We start from the raw sequence: 21,929 nt of genomic DNA, 5'->3' as shown, positions 1-21,929 counted from the left end.
CTCGGTGAGACAGGTGGTGTCGGACGGTGAGTGAAGCCGCCGACCTTCACGGTTCGGTGAGGTCGCTGTCGGACGGAAGTGCCGATACGACCGAACACACCGAATCGGGTGTTGTCGCTTCCACGCGACCGAAAGGGAGCGCGAAGGGAATTAAATTCGCCTTCGGTAGTCGAGTCCATTTTGGACTGTCACCCAAGATGGTGAAGCCGCGGGTCACCCGACCCGTGGTACTTCACACCGCAACTCAGCCCTATCTGTAGCTCATCGAGCTTCTGCCCACTAGTGGCTCAAAAAAACAACGACGAGCGGTGTCGGACGTAGTGCTACCGTTTGAGTGCCGTGACGACGTCACCGACCGTGAACAGTCGGAGATTATCGCGCTCTGCGGCCGCTTCTTCCACGGATGGCTTGAACCCGCTCCGTGAAAACAGCGCGTACTCATGCGTTCGCTCTCCTCCGTTGGCTGGTGTCCAGCGCAGTTCTTCGACGTGATTTAGAAGATTTGAGAACGCGTCGTATCCAAGAGGCGATTGCTGGAACTTGCACTCGCCTGCGATGAGTGTCTCTTCGTTTGTGACCCCCACAACGTCGATTTCGTGTTCACCATACCACCACTGTCCCCTCTCTGAGATTGTGTACTCCGGATAGAGTGTACGAATGGCTGAACAGCAGAGATCTTCGAAGACCTGACTGACGAAGTCCGGAAGCTCTGGTTCGATTACAGCCTCGTAGGCGTCGTCTCCGAGTTCGTCGTATCGGTCACCGGTGCCGTAGACGAAGTGGAACCAGAAGCGGAAAAAGTAGTCGCGGATGCGATAGCGACTTCGCTTGCTTCGTTCTTTCTGTTCGGTCACCGGGACGTGCTGGTCGACCAATCGGAGCCGTGACAGTCGATGGAGGTATTTCGACAATTGATTGTAGTCGATGCCGGTCGTACCAGCAATCTCGTTACGGCTCGTGTTCCCGCCGGCGATAGCTTCTAATATCGAAAAGTACCGGGTCGGTTCGGTGAGTTCCATCCGGAGGACATAGTCGGGTTCGTTGTGGAGTGAACCGTGACGTGAGAGGATCGTGTGGTGAATGTTCTCTCCGAGGCTTACGTCGGGAGCGACTTCTTCGAGATAGTACGGGACGCCACCGAAGATACCCCACATGAGAACCTGTTGGTCGGACGTGTAGTTCTCGGGGAAAAATTCCATGGCAGCGTCGAACGGGAGTTCCCTGATATCCAACTTCAGTGACGAACGGCCATAGAGTGGGCTGTTCCCGAGGAGGGCTGCTTCCTCCATCATGCTGATTGAGGACCCGACGAGAACGATGGTCGCAGCCGAGTCGTCGAGTTCGTGGTCGAACATCGCCTGCAGAACGGAGGGAAGACTCTGATCCTGCTCGACGAGGTATGGAAATTCGTCGAGGACGATGGTCGCATCCTGTTCAGTGAGGTAGCCGAGAATTGCATCCCAGTCTTCACGAATCCGTGAGAGCCCGGGATACGTTTCTGATGCGGTTTCGATGAACTGCTGGAGTTGGAGGTCAGATGTTTTTTGCTTCGCTTGGTAGACGACTGCGTCATTGTCGTCTTGGAGCGAGTGCTTGACGAGTTCGGTTTTGCCGAGTCGTCGTCGCCCAAAGATGACTGCAAGCGTTGCCTCATCTGCCTCATAGAGGCTGTGAAGCCGAGAAAGTTCCTCGGTTCGGTTGACGAAGGCGGCCATATTCGTCCTAGCATCCAGCCCAATATAGTACTTCGCATGATCGTACTTTGAAGTATTGTACTTTGGAGTATCATTACTGCGAGTACAGTCGTCTTTTGGTTCATATTCAGACCATAAGAATCACTGTTTGTCGAGACGCTCACTTTTCAACGCCCCACACCCTTCAGTGGGCAAAAACCCACTTCGGGCTCATGGATATTACTGATTTCATGGTCGCGTTTTCAGCACGTCCGTGCCTCGGCTCATCGAATTTGATTTTAGATCCTCCAATACCTCCTGTCGTGGTACGTTAGTCAGTGATACGCAACTTGTCACCGACTTCGTAGAGATAGCCTCGGAGCAACAGAGTTTCAAGTAGATCATCGGCTAGCCCGTATTCCATATCGTGCGATTGTAGCACCTGCGTTGCTTGCTCATAGGTAAAATGATTCATCCGAGTCAAAGCGGTCACGGAGATGGGTGAGTGCCTCCTCTGCCATCGGTGAAAGTGACGTGGAGTTAGAGTTCCGGGGAGACATTGTAGACAGCACCAATTTAGAGTCTCCGTGAGTTAAAAATTCGCCCCTCAAACAGCCTTTCAGAATTTCTCCCTCTCCTTGAAACGTTACTCACTTGGCTTCTACTCCATTTCCGCAGCTGAGATGTCGCATTCCCGACGAAAGCGTATTATCCGTTTTGCTGGCCATGAACCATCGCATTGCCTTGCGTACTTGAGAATGATTGCAAGGCAGCAATTACGCCTGAAGGCGCGGACGGAAGCTAACAACACTGGTATAACTCCCCCTCAATAACGGACAGACTCCCTCACCCCAACCAGAATGTCACTGTGGGAATACTGGAAATGTTGTGTCATCGTGTGATGTGGCGATACCCATCACCGGCGCCAATAAAATCCTCCTACAAGAAGCGCAGATTCACATTGGATTCATGCTACTTTTCCGAAAGACTGCGCCGACCGGACCGTACACAGGGCCAACACGGAAAGCCACCAAGCCCACTACAGTCACAGTCCGCTGACTGATCTGTGTCGCTGTCGTCTGCATGGTTTTCAGGGTTGTTCTCGATCTGTACTCCACCGTCTGCGACAAGGGAGTAGTCTGTTGCTGCTTGCAAGAGTGGCGTTCGAATCGCAACCCCAACGCGGTGCTTACACGCTCCCTCGTAGCGATCATCCGCAGGACACTCACAGGCAATGGGTATCCCATCACGAATGGTGACAAGATACTCGTGGTCGGCTGGATTCGCATGACTGGTATTTCGAACACGAACACCCCTTGTTATGAGTGAAAATTCGAGGGCTTCATACTGGGCGCGCTTTGCAACTCGGCTCGTGAACGTTAGGTGGGACAGAACGTGGTTTTCACTAGACATACGATCTCCACGAGGCAGATCTGATTCGCCCCGCACCCCTCGGGGGCATAAAAAATAGGATTGCTGATCGTCCAATACGTACAATTAGCTACTCGTTTGCAGCGAATACCAGCTAGTCAGATGGCTGATGAACAACCGTTTCGAGTTCATCTAGACCTTTGAAATCACTATCTCCTGTCTGGAGGGTTTCACAGTCGGTGAGAACAGCCGTTGCGAGGTGAATTGCATCTGCATAGGACAGCTCGCGCTCCCGGCGCTGGTAGTATTTCGTGCGGAGCCGTGATGCGTATAATGCGATTTCACTCGTAACAGGAACGACATGTATCTGCTCGAAATCCTCGATCGCACTCGTCACGAGGTCTGCCGTTTCACTGCCAACCTCACGATTAAGGATATAATCGACCTCTGTCAAAGCAATCGTTGAAACGATGCCACCAGTGTCCCGAGCATCGTGAATCGTCTCTTTGGCAATGTTCGACAGTGTCCCATTGAGACCGTATTCGAGCCAGACCCACGAGTCGAGATAGATCACGCGTGTCTACTCCACTCGCGACGTTCACGCTCTAATAACTCCGCTGCGTCGAGTTCAAGCGGAGCGGCACGCTTCCGGGCAGCTTTGAGACGATCCATCGGGTCATTTGGAACGCCGATCATTCGAACTCCCCCATCCTCATCGAACCGAAAGAGGACCTTCTGCCCTTCTGTGAGCTGGAGTCGCTCTCGAACTTTCTTTGGAATGGTGATTTGTCCCTTGCTGGTGATTGTTGCTTCGTACGACATCGTCTGTTCTCCTTACAAAATATTTGTTTGTAATGCGTATACCTGTTTCGCATACCCCTGTATTATCATCTGATTACGGTCCAAACCAACATCGGCAACCACAGGAGACGCATCTCTTCGTCGTCAATCTCTCTTCGAAGAAGCACGAGTGTCTCTGTAATTCGTGAAACTTTCTCTCTGTGTTTCTATTGGTATATCTGTTTTTATACTCGGCATACGAATAGCTCGCTAGGAAACTCTTGTGTGAAAATCGACCCCAGATTGTATATTTTCAACCCTTAATTCGGTCTCTCTGTGCAATCCATATATAAGCATGTATACCTCATAGATACTGATATTGAGTTTCAATCTATGTAGCTAGTGCTGTCGGGACCACATCTCATCGCTCATGCCTCTCGGGGGCCACAAACACCCTCACGGCGGTGATTCTCAACTCGCGGTCCAGAGATCTTTAGACAGAATCTCCTGAAGAAACATAAGGCGAGTGCCTCCGGACTTGACCCTGAGACAGTTCACAGATTACCTCGCTCTCATACGTGAGCAGTCGGAGGGAATAGTAGAGACGGTAGTGAATATGAGTGTGTGCGTAACTAGCGGTGGTAGGTCGGAAGTATTTCCTCCAGAAGATTCTCAATAATTTCCCAGAGGATGAGCGATGGGGTCTCGTGTTGAAACGTCACTGGTTGATGCGTCGTTTCCTCGTCAATCGAGTACTGAAAATGTGCTCGTCCAAGATCTTCGTGATCCTCGTCCTGGTGCCACCCAGCATGGAAGCCTGTGTTCGGGTCGCTATAGTTGATACGAAACCAATCGTGCGGTGATTGGCGATACCACTCGATGATGAGTTCGGGTGCCTCTGGTCCGGTGGGTGGATCAATGCGGCTCGGATCGAAGGTTGCCTGCAATTGTTTGGCTGCAACGTCGTCTGGAATGTATTCGATCGTTATAATATGCGGAACGCGTTCGAGGACATCGCGTTTCAACTGCTCGTATAACTGTGCATTTGGATTACCACCTGGGTGTGGGGCGGACATCTGTCAGTTACTAGCCTCGGGACGGTCTGCGCTTGGAGCCAAGAAGTCCCACTCACGAATCGCAAATCCAACAATCTGGATTCGTTGTTGGAGGTACTCCCATTCTCGAGCGATTGCCCGTCGTTGATCTTCTTCAGCCGAGCTGAGGGTCTCGTCTGCAATCGTTGCTCGCAGTTGATTCGGCGACTCGACTACAAATGCCTCTTCCCAGTCCCGGATCTGGGTTTTCATCTCGGAAAGCCGATCGGTCAATTCCTCGACTGTCCGGTGGCTATCGCGAAGCCGGACGGCCTCTTGCATTGCCTGTCGACGATAGTCTGGGGAGTAGGTCGTGTGAGCACCACTCTCATCACGGCGGAGCACGCCATCATCCACGAGTCGCTCAAGGACGCGTTTGGTTGGTTCATGTGACCACTCTGCCTCCGAGGCAATCCAATTCACGGTACGGGGTTCAGACACTTGGCGAGCCACCATCCGGACACGGTCTTCACCCGTCGTCTGACGCTCCATAAAACCTGTTTCTGGTTCCTCTGAATTCTCGTCCATGTCTGTGCTTACGGGATAGCTCTTCATATAGGATGAGGATAAATCGAGCTATATCGAAACCTTACAACGAGATCGTTCTATTGAAATCGCTGTGAGATCAACGCTCACCGAACCAAATGGTGCAAATTTCACGTGCCGATACCGGTCGGTATGGATGAATATTGCTAACTACACCTCAAAGCCGATAAAAACACCCCCGATGTGTGCAGAACGGGATCTCTCGTAGCAACGGTTGATAGGAGAGCAAGTTGGTCAATCAAATCGATAAATCGCGATCCCGTTGTGGTCGCATTCCGGACACTCGCTCGTTTCGACCTCGACTGTCGTTCCACACTGTCGGCACTCAGCAATGACGGTGCTGCGCGATCGACCAGTGAGCTGAGTTAGGAGGTCTTTCATGCAAACACTGGCCTGTAAGTAGTTCGTTGGTTATCGATAGCAAAGCCACAGTCCTCACAGAACGTTTCAATCACATTGAGATGACTAGACCGTCACATTTGGGGCACTGGGAAGCTGGTTCGCTCGGAACGTCTTCGTCGAAACCAGTTGCATAGCTATTGCTGGGGATCATCAAAATCACTCCGTATCGAGACGCTAAGTCTGAAACGCTCCGCACCTTTTAGGGGCGAGAAAACTCTTTGCGGTCGATCCACACTAAAAAGTAGGAGAATGGATAAGTCGCCCTTCTCATGTAATAAGGATACTATTACTCAGTACACTGTTGTCCCCCGATACCGATCTGATTCGGCAAACAACTGTTTCGGGCGAGGATGTTACCCCCACGTCCATCGTGCATCAAGCGTGTACCGGTACACCCCGCTGATCGCAATTGCAACAGCATTCGCTAATAAATATAGCACATCACCCCAGTTCACGAGGAGAAAGAGAATACCGAGTTGAATCGGGATTGCTGTCCCACGGACGATGTTTGTTTTGAGCAATCCGATGAGGTACTCGTTGGGACCCGTATTCTGGCTCGTTTGGAACGTCCAGGCATTGTTGAGGAAATATTGCAACAGAATCGTAAGCTCGATTGCGATCACTGCGCCGAATAAGTAATTAAGTCCTGCTTTGTCGACAAACATCCATAGTAGGACGATCTGGACGCCTGCAGCGACACTCCCGACGAAAACGAACCGTCGCAACTGGGGTGTAATCGGACCGCTCTGGAGATTACGAAGGAATCCCCGAACCATCTCCTTAGACCTAAATAGTTCAGGTCGTGTAGTCCTGTCGTTTCTGGTGGGACAATGAACGTTCGATGAGCTACCTCCTGTGGAACGGCGGATCACTCGTTCATGCGCTCTCTGTTCTCACTACTTGGATGAAGAATCCCCCAGCACTGTTCAGTCAGCTATCTCAAATGGCTCTCCCTACCGAGATTGAATATCTTCGATTCTGCAAAATGTGACCTGCTTTCTTTGGACCAGATTCGAATTCGTTGCCACAGTACTCACATACGTAGCTACCTGTATTGTTGAACATATTGATTTAGCAAACGCGAAATAAATGCGCTCGCACCCCTTGGTGCGCAGATAAACTCACAGAAACTCGAGGACAGCCTCATCCTCAGGGTCGTGGCTGCGCGCACAGCGTAGCGAGCACGGAGCGGAGGGTGGGGCGGTGGGGCTGGGTTGGTTCGGCACGTAGCAAAAAAGGCCGCATTAGCTGGCTATACGTCCCACCACCGACCGCGCTCAGGGAAATGCAGGGTCGACCAGCCAGTGACGGCTACCGAAACACGCCCCTCGTACCAGTTTGTCGCGACTGACCGCAACTGCACAGTCTCGCCCTCCTCGACTATCGTCTTTTGCGATGCTCGCCACATGGTGAATTTAATGCGACCACTGTCGTCTTCGAGCAGTCCAGCCTGTTGGATTTTCGAACTTCCAGGAGTCCACAGTTGAGTAATTTGCCCCTCGATGCTCACTTCCTTGCGATTCACATTTTGCACATCCGCGATCGGAATAACTTGTCCAGGGGCCGTCCGCAATTCCTCGTACACCCCGACGACTGCACTCATCACGCTTGTTCCATCTACAACCCGTTCAGCCAATCGCCGACTGATCGCCGCTCGTGACCATCCATCCAACTTCTCCGCTAACCGCATTGCTTGCTTGTTCACCGCTGCCAACTGCTCTTGCAACAACTCCTCACGAGGATCTGCTTTTGTTGGATCACACCACGGATCCACACTCGCAGCTCGCTCCTGGAACGCACAACGCCGGTCTCGACTCACCTCGACTGCTCTTCGTCGACATTGTGCCTCCCGCTCCGAATCCTGTGATCGATCCCGCCGCTTACGGGTCCGTGTAATCTCCTTTTCTCGTGCCATCATCCGCTCTTCTGCCGCTAACGTCAGCCCACGCCCAACCCCATCTGGATGATTCGTATCCACCTTCCCTTGGATCGTCTGCTCAACCGAGGCCCGCAGCTTAGGAGTTTCCTCAACGACCTTGAACTGCTCTTTGTCACATTCAATCGCCTGTTCATCAACCGAAACTCGTTGACCGATCGTGTGTTTGCTACTCATTGGAATCACTTACATTGTGATTTCAGCTGAAGGCGCGTCCTCTACCGCGTCTTTTCCGACACTCACCTCTACATGAGTCACAATTCTGCACCGTACAACTCATCCATCTCCTGCGCGCTCGCTTGCGCCTTCGCGAGCGTCCTCTGGGCGGGAAGCGAGCGCGCGTTTTCGACGAAGACCTAACCAGCACCGCGCGGCGACCCGCCCGACGCGAGCGACCAGCACACAAGCCGGTTTCGTGTCCGTCGACCACCGGGAGACGCAACCGACAGCGTGCTTGGTGCTGGCGTCGAAACCAGATGCCCGGAACGGCCGGAGGTCGCATGCCCGGACTGGTCGGTCGCGAGCGACGCGGCGGTCTCGTGAGCAAAGCAAACGAGACGTCGGTGAGCTGTGCTCACCGGAAGGCGGAACGCGGCGAGCGGGACGGGCCGTAACGAAGCACCCGATCATCCGATTGCAATGCTGAACGAATGAACCGCCCCTGGTGGACTGCAAGGGCAAGGTCGCTCGGCCAGTCCCTGACTCCGTAAGCACCGCAAGAACGAGGAGCGCAGCGTGGATCGCGGGCTGTCGAGCGAGCGAGGGCTTGCAAGACTGGAGACTGCCAACAACACAGTGCAGTGTACCGAGCACGTGCACATGCCAAAGTCACTCTAAAAACGACCGATCTGCATTATCCAACAGTTCTCACTCTTGAAGGATCCTGAAAATCCGTCGAGACACGTTCCGGGTCGCTCACAGAACCGTTGTGTCCTAGCCCTCCGAACTCGACGAGCTGACTATCGGGAACTGAAGTGTCGACCGCACGAATACTGTCCCAAAGATACGATGGCCCGTCACTCCCGGTCAACAAGAGTACTGGAGTCGATCGTATCCGGCAGGACGTACACTTCGACGACTCGGTTCATGCGGAGGGCACTCTCGACGAAGCGAGTATCGTCGGGGCAGGCGGGCCACTCACTGCTTGAACGCGTCGTCATGTCACTCAGTGGACCGCGAAGAACCTGAAATGCCGACGAGCCGTGGCATCAGGCGAGACTCTGCACGCCGTAGAAGTTCAGAGGCAGTCGAATTCGCAACCTCCAGTTCACTCGCGACAGCATCAAGAGACGCCTGCCGCGGGACAGCATAATAGCCCATTTCGGTTGCCGTCTCGACCGCTTCTGCCTGGCGACTGGTCAAACAGCCAGTCACCGACCCTAGTCGACGGTTGAGCCGGCCAATCTCTCTGACGTCGACGCCGATATCCGACCGAGCTTCGAGCGCGTCCACCAGATCCGACAATGAGCCACTACTCCCCACGACGGTCACATCGACCCAGCCGTCTGTGCCGTACACGATCGGTGGGACGACGACGAGTTGCAGGTCGGTGAACGCCCGAGTCAATCCTCGTTCCGACTCGGTGTACTCCTGGCAGACGTACGAATAGAACCCGGTCTCGTCGAGGGGAGCAAGTTCGAACCATCGAATGGGTTCGACGGTTTCGATGCGGTCGCGATAGGCGTCGATGTCGCCGTCGATGTAGAGCAACGCGAACTGGACGGTTTCGAACGACTGATTCCACGCGTGGAGTTCTGCGCGATTCATCGCTTCTGAGTCTGCGACGAACGATTGCAGCGGGTGGCGCATCGCCGCGGGAACGTCGAGGCGAGCGTGGAGGTAGCGCATCAGCGGTTGTCGAAACGTCTCACTCGAGCCACATAAATGGGCGAGATATCTCGGGACAACGTTCGTTCCGGTCGTGGCCGATTTTTCACCTATGTGCTCGCAGCACAGTGAATTCGGTGCGTCGTCCGAGCATTCATCCAACCGTCGCGGTACCGCCCTCCCCACCGAGACGCCGCCCGGGCCAGCTGGCCTCCCGATACTCGGGAACGCCCGCTCACTCATCGGCGATACGCGGGCGTTCTTTGACGAGATGAGTACCTACGGCGACGTCGTCAGCTATCGTCTTCCGCGGATGGACTTCTGTACGGTGTTGCATCCCGACCTCATTGAGCAGATTCTGCTGGTCGATTACGCACAGTACGAAAAGTGGGGGCTCGAAGACTTCGGTGGCGAGTTCGCCCCCAATGGCGTGCTCATGACTGACGGCGACCAGTGGCGACGCCAGCGCACGATGCTTCAGGACGCCTTCACAGTCGAACGCATCCGGAGTTACGGCGAGACGATGGCCCGGTCCGCAGAGGAGTTGGTTGCCGACTGGGACGATGGCGAGGAGATTGCGCTCAATCGCGCGTTCTCGACCCTCACCCTCGACCTGTTGACCCGGTCGCTGTTCGATTTGAAACTCGACGAGAGCGGGAGTATCGTGACCGAATTTGCAAAGACCCTCAACGACCGAGGCAGTTTAGACGGCCTTTCTACGTTCGTGCCGATGTGGATTCCGACGCCGGAGAACCGCCGCTACAACCGCGTGCTCTCCGAATTTCGGTCGTTCATCGAGGGACTCATCGACGACCGTCGCGGGCGGGAAGACGAGTACGACGACCTGTTGTCGCTGTTGCTCACCGTCGAGGACGCAGACGGCAACACGATGTCGGAAACCGAGATTCGCGACCAGATGATGACGTTCCTGTTCGCCGGTCACGAGACGACGTCGCTGGCGCTGACCTACACGTTCCTTGAACTCGCGAAAAACCGGTCTGTACGCGACAAACTGGATGCAGAACACGACGCAATTCTCGGAGGGCAGACGCCCACGCTTGGCGATCTCACCGAACTCACGTACACGGAGAAAGTCATCCGCGAATCGCTTCGGCTGTACCCACCCGCGTTCATCATGTTCCGCAAGACTACTGAGGACGTCGCACTTGGAGGCTATCGCATTCCGGAGGGGACCAGAATCACGCTCCCGCAGTTTTTCGTGCACACGGACGAACGCTGGTACGACGATCCCGGAACGTTCGACCCCGACCGCTGGACGGAGGAATTCGAGGACTCGCGTCCGGATTACGCCTATTTCCCGTTCGGGGGTGGGCCGCGCCACTGTATCGGGATGCGCTTTGCCATGCTCGAACTGAAGACGATGCTGCCCACAATCGCCCAATCAGTCGAATTCGAATTGCTGTCCGACCCGAATCCTGATTTGGAGATGGCGACGACACTTCGCCCGGCCGAGGATATCCGTGCTCGCGTGAAACGACGGTGATAAACGCGGTCAGACGTATTGTTTCCGTCCTTCCTAACGGGAGTGGGAATAGTCAAAACATGAACAGGCCGGTATCAGTGATATGAATCGCAGTCATCCATCGTCGATGTCCTCGTCAACGCCTTCGATATCCGCGACTGACGCGCCCGACTCCTCGATGTCGAAGTGTTCATGGACAACGGGCTGGAGCGCTTAGAGGATAATCTCGGCGGCGAGTGGCGAAATGTCGAGATCACGCGCCATCAAGCGGTGGGTGACGGTGCCACGTTCGCGATCAACAGCATACGTGAGCGCCGTTGCAAGCCCGGCGATCCCGTGCCGGTCGATGTACGTGTCGATGTCGCCGTCAGTACCCCGGCGGGCGACTGCGTCGATAAGCGTTGGCGTGATCGTGTACTCGCGAGTACCGTCAGCGGCAGTCACTGTGAGATCGATCTTCCGGGCGACGTACCTCCGAGGCAGGTCATCGGTGGTGGCTTCGATGGCGCCGGCATCGACAAGTCGATTGACGTAGGTGTAGGCTGTCCCCTGGGCAAGGTCAAGGGCGTCCATCAATTCTTGGACGGTGGCTTCCCCCTCGCGCGCAAGATAGGCGTACAGCTGGGCGAGGGGTGGCTCTTCGAGGAGATCTGCGACCGAAAGGAAATCGCGGATAACATCGCCGTTGGCTCGGTTTGAGGTGCGTGACATAAGTGAGAGGATAATTACAGTTTACAGAGAATCAGTAAAGTGTGTTGTGGTCTACTCAGATGACAGTCGTAAGCGACACGGCGAGCGGCATGCGGCGAGCGGGGCGGGCCGGAGAGAACCACCAGTTAATCAGTGAGCACCAAATCTCAACTCTCCACTCCGGGCGGGATTGAAAGGGGCCGGGCGCTCGACGAGCGAGGCGACGAAAGCACCGCAACGCAGTGAGAAGCAGCGAGGCACAGCCGTTGAGCGTACAGGGGCGTTCGAGGCTACGACAGCCGAAAAGTCACTCACTGCATTTGTCTCTATCCAACTTAGGGAATCCTCGCACAGTAGCGCAGGGAGAACGTCAATTCAATCGAGGGGGAAAACCGCCCACCAAATTTGTTCCTTAGACTAAGTATATTATTGACACCAAAATAAAATCAGCTTACTCTGAGAATCAGATTTTCACTAGTTCAGTGGATTGCGATGTGAGTTGTCTGTGGCGAAGGTAGCCATATGCGGATAGTCTGCGATCAGCCCATCTACACCCAGCTCAAGTGGTTCTTGTGCCTCTCTCCAACTGTCGATCGTCCAAACGTTCACTTCCCGACCTTCTTCATGAGCGGTTGCTACAAGATCGCGGTCAAGAACACCAGTAGATGGATTGACTGCTTTAGCATCGAGCTCGCGAGCAATCTCCAGATTTTCCTCTTTATCACTTCCGAAAATCGGTGCCACATCGACGCTGGGGTCTACATCCTTTACTGCTCTAAGTGCGTCCGGATCAAATGAAGAGACATAGTATTCACCTGGGTATCGTGATGCAATCGGTAGTGCCCGCTCGGTAAACGCTTTCCAAGAGAGCGGATCCGATGCTTTAAATTCAAGATTCATCATGACACTTGGTCTCGTTGCAGCAAGGGTTTCAGCAAGTGTTGGAATTGTTTCACCGGAATCAAGGATTTCTGCTTGCAATACGATTTCTGAGGGAGTTTCCGCTATGAGGCCCTCTTTATCTGTGAGATCATCGAGACGTGCATCATGGAAAACAACTAGTTCTCCATCACTTGTCGCTACAACATCAATTTCGATCCGGTCTGCTTTGAAGCGCGATGCACCCTTGACAGCGGCAATCGTATTTTGTGGAAATACGTCTCTAAATCCGCGATGTGCCGCGATATGTGGGTAATGTTGTGCTTTTTTAGTATCGTTTTGCTCTTTGTGTGCAGACCCTATACCACTCACTGACGAGATACCAAGTGTCAATCCAGTGGTTCGAAGCACATTTCGTCGCGACATTCGATTTACAACACGTTTGCTATATTGTGACATCAATTAAGTCAAGGACCAGAATAACATAAATGTTTATATTAAATCAATGATTTATAAATAAGAGTATAAACTCATGAGTTTGCAATATAGCCGTATTGACATCCTTCCCGCGGTAAACGGCGAGGATTCCTCAAAGAGGATATTCCAGGCCTGTCTGTAAGCTACCACGACCTAACGACCGTGGCATTCACCATGGACTCCCACTCTAACCAACGGTGGTACGGCTCTGACGCCGTTCGCGTTCATCATCCCGGTCTTCAAGTGCGCGCCTATGGGTGCGTCTCCTTCGCCAGCGTCCTTGGGCGCGAAGCGAGCGCGCCAAAGAAAGATACACAACAAACACGCGCCGTCCCGGCCGGACCAAGTGGCCAGCAGAGTTAGTCTGCCGCCGAATAATCCGCGGTCGTTTGTCGACCACGAGCTAGCCGAACGGCAGCGCCGCGAGGCAGTAAGGGCAGTTCCGATCACCCATGGCGCGCAGGAACCGTCTGGCTAACCCGCTGGTGGTCCGAGAGAACGAACGATGGACCGGTCGAAGCGGACGGCGAGCGGGCGTACCGCCAACGAACACCAGTTGAACAAGTCCGGTTGTCTGGCTCACATCTCGAGGGGGGAGATAACTGCAGTCTCTCTATCGCACCCAAACGGTTGTATACATTGAATGCATAGTAAACACCATGGGGACGATTTCAGCACGCGTGCCAGATGATCTTGAAGCAGAACTCGAGGCATATCTTGAAGATGAGAAACTCGATCGAAGCACTGGCGTCCGAAAATTACTCACGGAAGGACTCGAAGACTGGCGACGAGAGCGAGCACTCCAGCAACTCAAAGCTGGCGAGGTAACGTTCACAAAAGCTGCCGATCGCGCCCAGATGAATGTCTGGGACTTCGCACAACTCTGTAAAGATCGGGACGTGACATGGGTCGGAGGAGGCCACCTCAAAGCCGACCTTGAGGATCTCTGATGTGGGTTTTTGATGCAACGCCGCTCATTTATCTTGCGAAAGCAGATGCACTTTCCTACCTGAGATCACTGGCTATACCTCGGTATATCCCTGAAGCCATCTATGAGGAAGTGGTCACAAAGGGGCTTGACCACGACTATCCTGATGCCCGGCGAATTGAACGAGCGGTTGATGCGAACACATTTAAAGTAGTCTCGGTAGAAGAGACACCTCTCTCTGACAGGCTTCGACGAAATCCAAACCTGAGCGACGCAGATGTTGATGTGCTCGTTCTCGCAGTAGAGCGCGATTCCATCGCAGTGATGGACGAACAGTATGGCCGTGATGTAGCAGCAACGGAAGAAATACCAACCCGGGGGACAGCATACCTCCTGTTGTCGCTCGTCAAAGAGGGCACTCTCACCACAGATGAAGCACGCAGAACGATCGATGCCATGCTAGATTCTGGATGGTACTGTGCACCGAATTTGTATGCTCAAATCATCGCGAAGCTTGATACATTGTCGTGATACTGGCGCGCTTGAACTATCGAATTGGTTCTGTCAGTATACACTGAGAGATTAGAATTAACATGCTTTCCATCGGTTATCATCTTCCCCCAATATTCCCATAACTAGCTTTGACTCCCCGACTACCCCGCTGGCGGTCCGGAAAGAAGCGAACGACGGCCTCGACCGAAACGGACGGCGAGCGGGCGTATAGAATCAACACACCAGCCCAACAAGTACAATAACTCTCGACAAACCATCCGGGCGGGATTGAAAGGGGCCGGGCGCTCAACGAGCGTGCGGGGGCTTTCGAGGTGATAACTGAACCGACTAGCAGCTGTTGGCCCACCAGAAAACATATGCCATGGCTGTGTCGACACCTAACATGGCTCCACTGACGCGTCGCTCTCTCCTCCAACAGATGGCGATTGGAGGGGGGATAGTAAGTGTGAGCGGATGCATCGCTCCGACTATCCCAGGACTTTCGAACGGGAAGGGAATTCCCAAGCCGTTCACACACGACGCATACAAAGCGAGCTACGTCCCAGACGGTCGCTGGGCAGTTGAAGGCCATGACGGGGGACGAACCAAATATACTGGGTCGACACTCCCACACGGCGATGTTGGCGTCGCGTGGCTGCGCCGTCCAGGCACGGACCCTCATGGAACGACGCCACCAATTGTCGGTCCGAATCGTGTCTATATCGGCTATACTGAATCAGCAACAGACGCTGACAATCCTGATGCCTATCTTGCTGGGTTCAATGCGAACACTGGCGACCAGCAACTCGAGAAACATCTCGACACGGGTCGAACTGTGGGGCTCGCACTGGCTGGTGACAGACTGCTTGCCGTAACCCGAAGCCCCAACTACGACCAGGCAACTCTGACGGCTCTCACACAGAATGGTGCGATCCAGTGGACCGACACGCTACCGGACGTGACTGGCTCGCCAGCAGTTATCAACGGAACGTGTTACCTAGCAACGCGAGACGAGGAGAACGCGGTGTATGCCTATTCGCTCGATGGAACCCAACAGTGGCGAACATCTATCGATGGGGAGTGCTACACGGCGACCTGTGCGGATCGCGACGGTGTCTATGTCGGATTAACCGACGGGGGTATCGCGGCGCTTGATGCGACCACTGGTGAGCAACAGTGGAGCAAACAGATCGCCACACCAGTTGAGTGTTGTCCGGACATTCAAGGCACCCCCACGGTAGCCGACGGGCGTCTATACGTCCCGGGCCTCGCTGGGGAACTCGTCGCAGCTGATACCGCCAATGGAACCGTTCTGTGGCGGACGACCATCGGCGACGAAGACGACGGCAACGCGATTCCCTCACCAGCAGTCACGGCAGACACTGCGTACGTACAGACGTATCATGGGGGGCTCGTTGCAATCGATATTGCAGACGGGTCGATTCGCTGGCGATCAGCCGAGGAGGGGGACAATCAACCCCCCGCTGTCGGTGACGGTGGTGTGGTCGTCCCACAGAATGACTCGGTTGTTGCCTACGAGACAAGTGACACTCAGGCGTGGACGATTAAAATCACAGTCCCCGACATCGGGATGGCGGGCTACGTCATGGACACAGAAGTCGCGTTGGCACACGGGATGTGTTACGTTGGGGTCGCTGATGGTCGGCTCTATGCAATTGGCACCCGCGAATAATACAAAACGCGAGTGAAACGAGTGGGAGCACGGAAGACTCACTTTGTTCGTCTTCCGGAGCGAACGTGGGCCAGCGAGACTGCATCTCGCGTGGTCGCGGGATGCCGAACGGCCGAGGGCTTTCTGTGAATCTCACTCATCGGTTTGTCTGCGGTGTCATCGATTGTGTCTGAACCTGCGATGGAAATCACGGTCTGGGGCTTTGCTTTCAGGCGTATCCGTATCATCCAGTGCCAAGCGTGCCATACTCGAATAATTCACTCGTCGACGACGATCCCACTACCTATTCGCCCCACAGAGTCGTAATCCGCTGTTCGATCTCGTCAAGGACGAGCGTCAAGACATCTCGATGATCGGTTGGCTACGACGCATCCTCGCCAAGCGTCGGCGCAGTGGGTGGTGGATGGAAATGATCTCGCGTATTGTGCGGATTCCGATGGCGATCCCAGCGACACTCCCAGGCGCTATCGGCGTGCACTTCTCGATAGTGAATTTTGAAGTCGTCGTTCGTGTACCACCGGACAGCGAGCGTCGCCTTATCCACCAACACTGGATAATACGGCTGGGCGAATGTAACGCGAAGTTCGAGATGGCCGTTCACGTCAGTGATGACTGCCTGTTCGACTTGCTGTGTGGCGATGAGCCTGGTCTGTAGAAACTCAAGGATTGGTCGGTCGATGGGCGCAGGACTGCCCCCATCGCCAGTTGGCGGTACCATTGCTATCCAGACACTTGTTCGTGGTCGGCGGTACCCGCACGTTGCTGGCGTGCTCGTTCATAGCGTGTTCTCTCTTCGCGAGCAGTCATCCAGTCGGCGAGATCACTGTACACGTCATCGATCGATCGATCAACGGTTGTCTCGACAACGGCTAGTGCATCAACGTCTGCCGGGGTCGCGGCGTCATACTCGTCTTCGTAACTTTTGATCGTTGTCGTTAATGTACGCACGTGCTGCTGGAGTTCCTCAAGCGAATGGCGTGCCGCGAGCTGATTGATGCGTCGCCACTCGAAATACGCGTCATTGCGTTCGTAGGTGACTGGATGCCCGTCGTGTTGGGTGACGATTCCGAGATCCACGAACCAACTGAGATATTTCCGGGCAGTCTTTGGGTCACAGTCGGTTCGGTCTGCAATTGCACTCGCCGTTACTGGCTCGCGTGTCTGGAGGATAGTTCCATAGATTTGTTGTTCGACATCGTCGCCGCTGAATGCGTCCTCGAAGGGGGGTGGCCCGTCGGTGGGTGAATTAGCCATATTGGGTGTTCGAGCTAGCAGGATATAGTTCTTACTTCAAGGAACTATTTCCCTTCTGATGGAGAGGGCAATTCTTCACGGGTATGCCAGAGCGCCACTCCGAACAGTAACTCTCAGTAGTGATAGATTGGTCATTTTGCATTGCACTCAATCCTTATTCACGCCTCAGTCGATTCCCCTCTCGGGACGTACTATTTGCATTCTACTAACGGTACATATTCTGATAGAAGGTAATACGCGATCAAGATTTCATGCTACTCAGGAGACGAGGTCCACTCGATTCACTCCATCGTAGCATCCGTTGATCGACCACCAGTAAACTACACGCCCTCTTCGCAAGTTATCTGTATTCTGAAAACTCATCTGAGAGAACCCACTGATCACTATCATGCCAGTACCAGCCGCCGTTTGACTGCTCATTGTTCTTCTGCACTATTGAACGCCACTCTGTTTTCAGCGTCCAGGTTGCTCGGCACACCTCTTCTAGATTGCTGATAATTCGGCGATTTACTCTGATTTCTTGTTTCGCTTGTTTTCCCCTGGTCGCGCTAGTCCCGTTCGTTCTTCGTACCCCCCTATTACTTTGGAAGATTTTGGAGGTACGCAAAGCAATATGACGGGCACAGATTTGCATATAATCGCTTAGGGCTGGTTTCCGGCCGTAAAATCCAGCCTTAGGATTGATCGCAACACTCTAAAATAATAAATGCAGCCTTACAGGCTTTCAAACTGGTGAAAATGGCACTTTATTATGTGGGAGACAATTATGTTAGCGATCCAACCTTAGGCCTGATATTTCTTGTTACTATTCCAACCTTAGGATTTGGGGGCAAAAACCGCTGAAACGGTAGAAATCATGAGAGAGAACGCCTAAATCCAGCCTTAGGATTGAGACAATTTGACGGGTCACTGTAGTACTGGGGTAACTGTCTACTTGGTTAAACAAATCCTACTCTGGCAGTCAATCGGTCGTCACACCAGCCGGATTATCGAGCTGGTCATACAGTTCCTCAGGGAACGGGAGACTGCCATAGATTGAATAGGGACACTGATCGCACCCAATACAGTACCGCTGCATATCATCATTTAAACAGTTCATTGGGAGGGGGATCTCACCGCCGATATCATTGTTGAGTTCGTACCGGATCTGGTACTCGGTCACATCGTCATCGTACCACGGCCACCGGGCGAACACCTCTTTCATATCGGTGATAAATTCGTCCGTGCTTGCGTCTTGGTACTGGGGCAGCCACCACGCCATTCGTACGAGATTATAGAGGTCTTTGCGGACGGGTTTCTTTTCTTGGAGCCGCTCGTCCATCGCCGCCAGACAAGGCAGTTCGAAGAGATCCTCAAGGTCGTCGACATGAATCGGTTGTGCGCCATCACTATACCGGGTGAGTGTATACCGATTCAACCGATCGTTTTCGACGGTGACGCTTGGATGATCTCGGTTCGTAGAGAGAATTGTTCCGAGACTACGAGGGGTCGATATGGAGTCACAGACCTGTTGTTCCCACGATCGTTCAGAGTCGTACGCCTCAAGAGCTTCGTAGAGTTCGCGTGCGGTATGTGTCTGGCCGATGCGGGCGATATCGTTGTCTGCCGCCTGAACAGCGTTGATAATCGTCCGGAGTTGCTGTTTTTGCCGACTCCAGTTCTCCCAGAGGCGATGAGTTTGCCCGCCGGCGAAAAATCGATCGATCCGCTCGGTGATCGCCGATTCATTTGCCGTCAGCCAACTGCGTTGCTCGGGTGTGAGCGCTTCTTCCTGGGCAGTAAGTAGTCGTCCAAATGCATCCTCAGCATACGACCGATACTTCCGCATGAAATCAGAGACCGGGACATACAGGTGGTTGTCTGCGACGTTGGCCCTAATCTCGCCTTGTTGGTCGTCGTCGCGATCTGTCCGTGCCAAGCATTTCCGTGAGGCAGCGACGAGTGGGATTTCAAGGTAATACCCCTCGCCAAACTCAGGGCGTGTCGTGATGTCTGTACAGACGCGCCCAGAGTGAGGGCCGTCTTCACCAGGCTCTTTCGCATAGAGAATTTCTGCGATCTCCTGGTGAAGGGTGAAATCATCATACTCGCGAATGAGCGAGCCGATATTGTTCACATAGAGTTCGCGTAGATCACCAAGGAGTGCGAGATGACGTGGTGGTGTCTCTTCGAGTTTCGGGTGATCCATGATACAGACCGCACCGAGAGTGGTAAAGACTGCAAGCATCCCCGGGTCATCAACATACGGCCGCTCTGCGGCCTTCCGACGTGTGCTTGGCGCAAATGCATCACACGTGAACCGCTCAATATCCGCGAGTAGTTTCTCGGTTTCTTGCGTATCATCAACCATCCAGCGCTGATATCCACGCTCGAATAACTGTGTTAGCTGGAACTGACCTTCATCGCGCGGTAGTGCTGCCACTCGATACGCAATATACTCGTCGTTTAGTGGTGTTGTTCGGCTCATGCTTCGAGAAAACTGGGGACGGCTTCAGTTTGGAAGTCGAAATCCGGGCTCTCGACCGGTTGAACGACCCGCGAGACATCGGCGTGCAGCGAGTATGGCAGTCGCAGTACGCGGCGGCGGTCAGCCGTGACTACCGGATCAATAGGGATCTCGTATTCTTCTAGCAGCAGGTCGTTGATCACTTCCCGACTCTGCTCGTCGTAGCGATGCTTGTGGTCAGTATCGAGCAGGTAGACGTGACATCCCTGTCCCGAGTACACGACCATCGTTTCCGTAGCTGCAAAGTCATCCTCGAAGATCTCCTTGACAGTAAATCCGTATTCAAGAGCCTGCTCGATATCCGCAAATGCATAGGGGTAGCCCTCAGGTGCGCTGTCGAGAATGCCGGCATCGCGAAGCTGGTCAGATCCGACTGGTTCCGTAGGCTCGGCGGTCGTTTCTGTCTGGGAAGTCGCTCGTTGTGCTGCAATGTCTTTTGCGTCGATATCGACGGCAAGGACCCACGGCCGCTCCCAGTGGTCAAGTGCATAATACACGGCTTTGGGTCGTGGCTCGGGCCGTTCGAGGAGATCTGGATCGGCGAGCGCGTAATCACTTCCGTGGAACGGATCGTGCCGAGCTGGATACTGGATGAACTCGACCAGTTCGTCTAGTGAGCCGAAGTGTTGTGCAATTCGATCTCCTGAGTCGCTTGTCTGCCACGTCTCCCGACGGATGAACGTTCGATCGGGTGTATTCTGCTTTCGAACGGGGTATGGCTCGCGGAATGCGAGAGCGTATTCCTTCGGCCCTTCGACAGTAATGAACGACGGCAGCGCATCTATCTGGCCTGGAAATGACTCCGTGTAGTAGGTCTGAAGCTCGTCACGAGTAGCTTCGCGCCATGTCGACGTCATCGCTCCGTGTCAACTTCCGTTTTGAGACTCCGGAACGTGTTCACCGCGGTCATGCCGGGGATTGCCGTTTGGCTGAGAGCGGCGCGAAGCGCACTGACCGTCTGTTTCTGGGTAGCGGTCAGCGAAAGATCGAGCGGACCGGTCTCGATGAGCGTGTCGATTACATCGATCGCACACGCTCGATCTTCGAAAGCCCACGCAGCGTTTGCATCGGCCTTCGCGAGCTTTTCGTAATCCGCGACCACGGCGTCCGTGTTATGACTCGTCGTTTCAACTTCGCCGACCCAACAGAGGTCGCCTGAAGCGTCAAATCCTGCAACATCGAAAACAGTCCCCGAGTCGTGCTGATAGTAGCGGTCGGTCCGGTCGACATCGTGGTACTGGACAAGCCACTGTTCAAGAAACACAACACCGGCTTTGTGCGGGGTTTTCTCGCCAAGATCACCAATTCCCGGGTTCACAACCAGTGATCGGTCGAGGAAGGTTCGCCCGGCTGGCAACACGGTGTAGTACGTCTGCCGGAAGGCGCGATGCTTCTCGAGGAACCCCTTCTGTATGAGTGTCTCTAGGTCAAGATTGGCAAACGGCTCGTCGAAATCAGCCATACTCTCGGTGAGCGAGTACTCCTCAAGCTGGTGGTTCATCGCATCGAGTGAGGACAGATATTAGAACAAAAAGCATTCTCTCAAGATACTCGGACACACCTCATACCGAGTGAGCATACTCGAATGACTAATTAGAATAATATACCAAACAAAATTACTTATAAATAGGTTTTTATTCTTTTTTGAACTTTGTAAAATAGCATGAAGACAGCAGGTTACTGATAATAATATATTAAACTATTTATAGTATAAATATACTAGTGTCATTCCAAACTATTATAAGCTATATTTCTCTCTTTTAGACCTCAACACCATCATTTGTCACTCGGTATGGGGTGTGCCTGACGTATGGCTGACGAGCCAAATAGATACTCCGTCTGACTCTGTTCTCACTCGGTACGAGGTGTGTGTCTTAGATAGTCGAGACAGTATATTT

General features: G+C 53.7%; 22 protein-coding genes and 2 pseudogenes. 6 read left to right on the top strand and 18 right to left on the bottom strand.

Features of this window, described 5'->3' with window-relative positions; all coding sequences use genetic code 11:
* Nucleotides 1-323: 323 nt before the first annotated feature.
* From BW974_RS16980 to BW974_RS16945, 8 genes are all read right to left on the bottom strand, one after another.
* Nucleotides 324-1,715, bottom strand: coding sequence for an ATP-binding protein (locus tag BW974_RS16980; protein WP_076431432.1), 1,392 nt, complete (start codon nt 1,713-1,715; stop codon nt 324-326).
* Between the two features lie 930 nt (nt 1,716-2,645).
* Nucleotides 2,646-3,086 carry an SWIM zinc finger family protein gene (locus BW974_RS16975; RefSeq protein WP_076431431.1) on the bottom strand — a complete coding sequence of 147 codons (441 nt, stop codon included), beginning with the start codon at nt 3,084-3,086 and terminating at the stop codon, nt 2,646-2,648.
* A gap of 112 nt (nt 3,087-3,198) precedes the next feature.
* Nucleotides 3,199-3,618, bottom strand: coding sequence for a PIN domain-containing protein (locus BW974_RS16970; RefSeq protein WP_076431430.1), 420 nt, complete (start codon nt 3,616-3,618; stop codon nt 3,199-3,201).
* Nucleotides 3,615-3,866 carry an AbrB/MazE/SpoVT family DNA-binding domain-containing protein gene (locus BW974_RS16965; protein ID WP_076431429.1) on the bottom strand — a complete coding sequence of 84 codons (252 nt, stop codon included), beginning with the start codon at nt 3,864-3,866 and terminating at the stop codon, nt 3,615-3,617. Before BW974_RS16965 ends, BW974_RS16970 begins: the two co-directional genes overlap by 4 nt.
* A 590-nt stretch (nt 3,867-4,456) precedes the next feature.
* Nucleotides 4,457-4,900, bottom strand: coding sequence for a hypothetical protein (locus BW974_RS16960; protein ID WP_076431428.1), 444 nt, complete (start codon nt 4,898-4,900; stop codon nt 4,457-4,459).
* Between the two features lie 3 nt (nt 4,901-4,903).
* Complete coding sequence (locus BW974_RS16955) at nt 4,904-5,446, bottom strand: DUF7342 family protein (protein ID WP_139328917.1); 543 nt, start codon at nt 5,444-5,446, stop codon at nt 4,904-4,906.
* A 773-nt stretch (nt 5,447-6,219) separates the two neighbouring features.
* A complete protein-coding gene (locus BW974_RS16950) occupies nt 6,220-6,642 on the bottom strand; it encodes a GtrA family protein (protein WP_076431426.1) in 423 nt (140 codons plus the stop codon).
* A 476-nt stretch (nt 6,643-7,118) separates the two neighbouring features.
* The gene (locus tag BW974_RS16945) at nt 7,119-7,979 is read right to left on the bottom strand and encodes a DNA-binding protein (protein WP_076431425.1); all 861 of its coding nucleotides are present in this window, start codon (nt 7,977-7,979) and stop codon (nt 7,119-7,121) included.
* Nucleotides 7,980-8,278: 299 nt separating this feature from the next.
* On the opposite strand from BW974_RS16945, the gene BW974_RS25820 reads away from it, so the two are divergent.
* The gene (locus tag BW974_RS25820) at nt 8,279-8,416 is read left to right on the top strand and encodes a hypothetical protein (RefSeq protein ID WP_175609728.1); all 138 of its coding nucleotides are present in this window, start codon (nt 8,279-8,281) and stop codon (nt 8,414-8,416) included.
* Nucleotides 8,417-8,818: 402 nt separating this feature from the next.
* Here the strand turns inward: BW974_RS25820 and BW974_RS25815 are convergent, their stop codons facing one another.
* Nucleotides 8,819-8,962 carry a hypothetical protein gene (locus tag BW974_RS25815; RefSeq protein ID WP_175609727.1) on the bottom strand — a complete coding sequence of 48 codons (144 nt, stop codon included), beginning with the start codon at nt 8,960-8,962 and terminating at the stop codon, nt 8,819-8,821.
* A 1-nt stretch (nt 8,963) separates the two neighbouring features.
* A complete protein-coding gene (locus BW974_RS16940; RefSeq protein WP_076431424.1) occupies nt 8,964-9,650 on the bottom strand; it encodes a helix-turn-helix domain-containing protein in 687 nt (228 codons plus the stop codon).
* 91 nt (nt 9,651-9,741) lie between these two features.
* On the opposite strand from BW974_RS16940, the gene BW974_RS16935 reads away from it, so the two are divergent.
* The gene (locus BW974_RS16935; RefSeq protein ID WP_076431423.1) at nt 9,742-11,133 is read left to right on the top strand and encodes a cytochrome P450; all 1,392 of its coding nucleotides are present in this window, start codon (nt 9,742-9,744) and stop codon (nt 11,131-11,133) included.
* A gap of 93 nt (nt 11,134-11,226) precedes the next feature.
* On the opposite strand, the pseudogene BW974_RS16930 reads toward BW974_RS16935, so the two are convergent.
* Both BW974_RS16930 and BW974_RS16925 read right to left on the bottom strand, forming a co-directional pair.
* A pseudogene (locus BW974_RS16930) lies at nt 11,227-11,823 on the bottom strand (DUF7437 domain-containing protein).
* 453 nt (nt 11,824-12,276) lie between these two features.
* Nucleotides 12,277-13,140, bottom strand: a complete 864-nt coding sequence (locus BW974_RS16925) for a glycerophosphodiester phosphodiesterase (RefSeq protein ID WP_076431422.1) — start codon at nt 13,138-13,140, stop codon at nt 12,277-12,279.
* A 192-nt stretch (nt 13,141-13,332) separates the two neighbouring features.
* Here BW974_RS16925 and BW974_RS24835 point away from each other — a divergent pair, with 192 nt between their 5' ends.
* From BW974_RS24835 to BW974_RS16910, 4 genes are all read left to right on the top strand, one after another.
* A complete protein-coding gene (locus tag BW974_RS24835) occupies nt 13,333-13,521 on the top strand; it encodes a hypothetical protein (protein ID WP_139328916.1) in 189 nt (62 codons plus the stop codon).
* A gap of 296 nt (nt 13,522-13,817) precedes the next feature.
* Complete coding sequence (locus BW974_RS16920; RefSeq protein WP_076431421.1) at nt 13,818-14,108, top strand: UPF0175 family protein; 291 nt, start codon at nt 13,818-13,820, stop codon at nt 14,106-14,108.
* On the top strand, nt 14,108-14,617 hold the full coding sequence (locus BW974_RS16915) for a PIN domain-containing protein (RefSeq protein ID WP_076431420.1): 510 nt from the start codon (nt 14,108-14,110) through the stop codon (nt 14,615-14,617). The genes BW974_RS16920 and BW974_RS16915 overlap by 1 nt, the downstream gene beginning before the upstream one ends.
* 364 nt (nt 14,618-14,981) lie before the next feature.
* A complete protein-coding gene (locus BW974_RS16910; protein WP_175609726.1) occupies nt 14,982-16,271 on the top strand; it encodes an outer membrane protein assembly factor BamB family protein in 1,290 nt (429 codons plus the stop codon).
* Between the two features lie 38 nt (nt 16,272-16,309).
* Here BW974_RS16910 and BW974_RS24830 read toward each other — a convergent pair whose 3' ends face one another.
* From BW974_RS24830 to BW974_RS16885, 6 genes and pseudogenes are all read right to left on the bottom strand, one after another.
* Nucleotides 16,310-16,498: a hypothetical protein gene (locus BW974_RS24830; RefSeq protein WP_139328915.1), complete on the bottom strand. Its 189-nt coding sequence runs from the start codon at nt 16,496-16,498 to the stop codon at nt 16,310-16,312.
* A 56-nt stretch (nt 16,499-16,554) separates the two neighbouring features.
* Nucleotides 16,555-16,989: pseudogene (locus tag BW974_RS16905) on the bottom strand (hypothetical protein).
* 2 nt (nt 16,990-16,991) lie between these two features.
* Entirely contained in the window at nt 16,992-17,525 is a 534-nt protein-coding gene (locus BW974_RS16900; RefSeq protein WP_076431418.1) for a DUF7342 family protein, read from the bottom strand.
* Nucleotides 17,526-18,486: 961 nt separating this feature from the next.
* Nucleotides 18,487-19,992, bottom strand: a complete 1,506-nt coding sequence (locus BW974_RS16895) for a primase-associated protein (protein WP_076431417.1) — start codon at nt 19,990-19,992, stop codon at nt 18,487-18,489.
* A complete protein-coding gene (locus tag BW974_RS16890) occupies nt 19,989-20,888 on the bottom strand; it encodes a bifunctional DNA primase/polymerase (RefSeq protein WP_076431416.1) in 900 nt (299 codons plus the stop codon). The genes BW974_RS16895 and BW974_RS16890 overlap by 4 nt, the downstream gene beginning before the upstream one ends.
* Nucleotides 20,885-21,532 (bottom strand): hypothetical protein, encoded by a 648-nt coding sequence (locus BW974_RS16885; protein ID WP_076431415.1) that lies wholly within the window; start codon nt 21,530-21,532, stop codon nt 20,885-20,887. The genes BW974_RS16890 and BW974_RS16885 overlap by 4 nt, the downstream gene beginning before the upstream one ends.
* Nucleotides 21,533-21,929 lie beyond the last annotated feature (397 nt).

Source organism: Haladaptatus litoreus (genome assembly GCF_900156425.1).
Taxonomy (GTDB): domain Archaea; phylum Halobacteriota; class Halobacteria; order Halobacteriales; family Haladaptataceae; genus Haladaptatus; species Haladaptatus litoreus.
This window is presented reverse-complemented; position numbering and strand designations above follow the sequence as displayed.

Excerpts from the sequence above, each read along its gene's own strand:
- BW974_RS16980 (WP_076431432.1), bottom strand. The coding sequence starts at position 1,715 with ATGGCCGCCTTCGTCAACCGAACCGAGGAACTTTCTCGGCTTCACAGC.
- BW974_RS16975 (WP_076431431.1), bottom strand. The coding sequence starts at position 3,086 with ATGTCTAGTGAAAACCACGTTCTGTCCCACCTAACGTTCACGAGCCGA.
- BW974_RS16965 (WP_076431429.1), bottom strand. The coding sequence starts at position 3,866 with ATGTCGTACGAAGCAACAATCACCAGCAAGGGACAAATCACCATTCCA.
- BW974_RS16960 (WP_076431428.1), bottom strand. The coding sequence starts at position 4,900 with ATGTCCGCCCCACACCCAGGTGGTAATCCAAATGCACAGTTATACGAG.
- BW974_RS16955 (WP_139328917.1), bottom strand. The coding sequence starts at position 5,446 with ATGGACGAGAATTCAGAGGAACCAGAAACAGGTTTTATGGAGCGTCAG.
- BW974_RS16950 (WP_076431426.1), bottom strand. The coding sequence starts at position 6,642 with ATGGTTCGGGGATTCCTTCGTAATCTCCAGAGCGGTCCGATTACACCC.
- BW974_RS16945 (WP_076431425.1), bottom strand. The coding sequence starts at position 7,979 with ATGAGTAGCAAACACACGATCGGTCAACGAGTTTCGGTTGATGAACAG.
- BW974_RS25820 (WP_175609728.1), top strand. The coding sequence starts at position 8,279 with ATGCCCGGAACGGCCGGAGGTCGCATGCCCGGACTGGTCGGTCGCGAG.
- BW974_RS25815 (WP_175609727.1), bottom strand. The coding sequence starts at position 8,962 with ATGACGACGCGTTCAAGCAGTGAGTGGCCCGCCTGCCCCGACGATACT.
- BW974_RS16940 (WP_076431424.1), bottom strand. The coding sequence starts at position 9,650 with ATGCGCTACCTCCACGCTCGCCTCGACGTTCCCGCGGCGATGCGCCAC.
- BW974_RS16935 (WP_076431423.1), top strand. The coding sequence starts at position 9,742 with ATGTGCTCGCAGCACAGTGAATTCGGTGCGTCGTCCGAGCATTCATCC.
- BW974_RS16925 (WP_076431422.1), bottom strand. The coding sequence starts at position 13,140 with ATGTCACAATATAGCAAACGTGTTGTAAATCGAATGTCGCGACGAAAT.
- BW974_RS24835 (WP_139328916.1), top strand. The coding sequence starts at position 13,333 with ATGGACTCCCACTCTAACCAACGGTGGTACGGCTCTGACGCCGTTCGC.
- BW974_RS16920 (WP_076431421.1), top strand. The coding sequence starts at position 13,818 with ATGGGGACGATTTCAGCACGCGTGCCAGATGATCTTGAAGCAGAACTC.
- BW974_RS16915 (WP_076431420.1), top strand. The coding sequence starts at position 14,108 with ATGTGGGTTTTTGATGCAACGCCGCTCATTTATCTTGCGAAAGCAGAT.
- BW974_RS16910 (WP_175609726.1), top strand. The coding sequence starts at position 14,982 with ATGGCTCCACTGACGCGTCGCTCTCTCCTCCAACAGATGGCGATTGGA.
- BW974_RS24830 (WP_139328915.1), bottom strand. The coding sequence starts at position 16,498 with ATGATACGGATACGCCTGAAAGCAAAGCCCCAGACCGTGATTTCCATC.
- BW974_RS16900 (WP_076431418.1), bottom strand. The coding sequence starts at position 17,525 with ATGGCTAATTCACCCACCGACGGGCCACCCCCCTTCGAGGACGCATTC.
- BW974_RS16895 (WP_076431417.1), bottom strand. The coding sequence starts at position 19,992 with ATGAGCCGAACAACACCACTAAACGACGAGTATATTGCGTATCGAGTG.
- BW974_RS16890 (WP_076431416.1), bottom strand. The coding sequence starts at position 20,888 with ATGACGTCGACATGGCGCGAAGCTACTCGTGACGAGCTTCAGACCTAC.
- BW974_RS16885 (WP_076431415.1), bottom strand. The coding sequence starts at position 21,532 with ATGAACCACCAGCTTGAGGAGTACTCGCTCACCGAGAGTATGGCTGAT.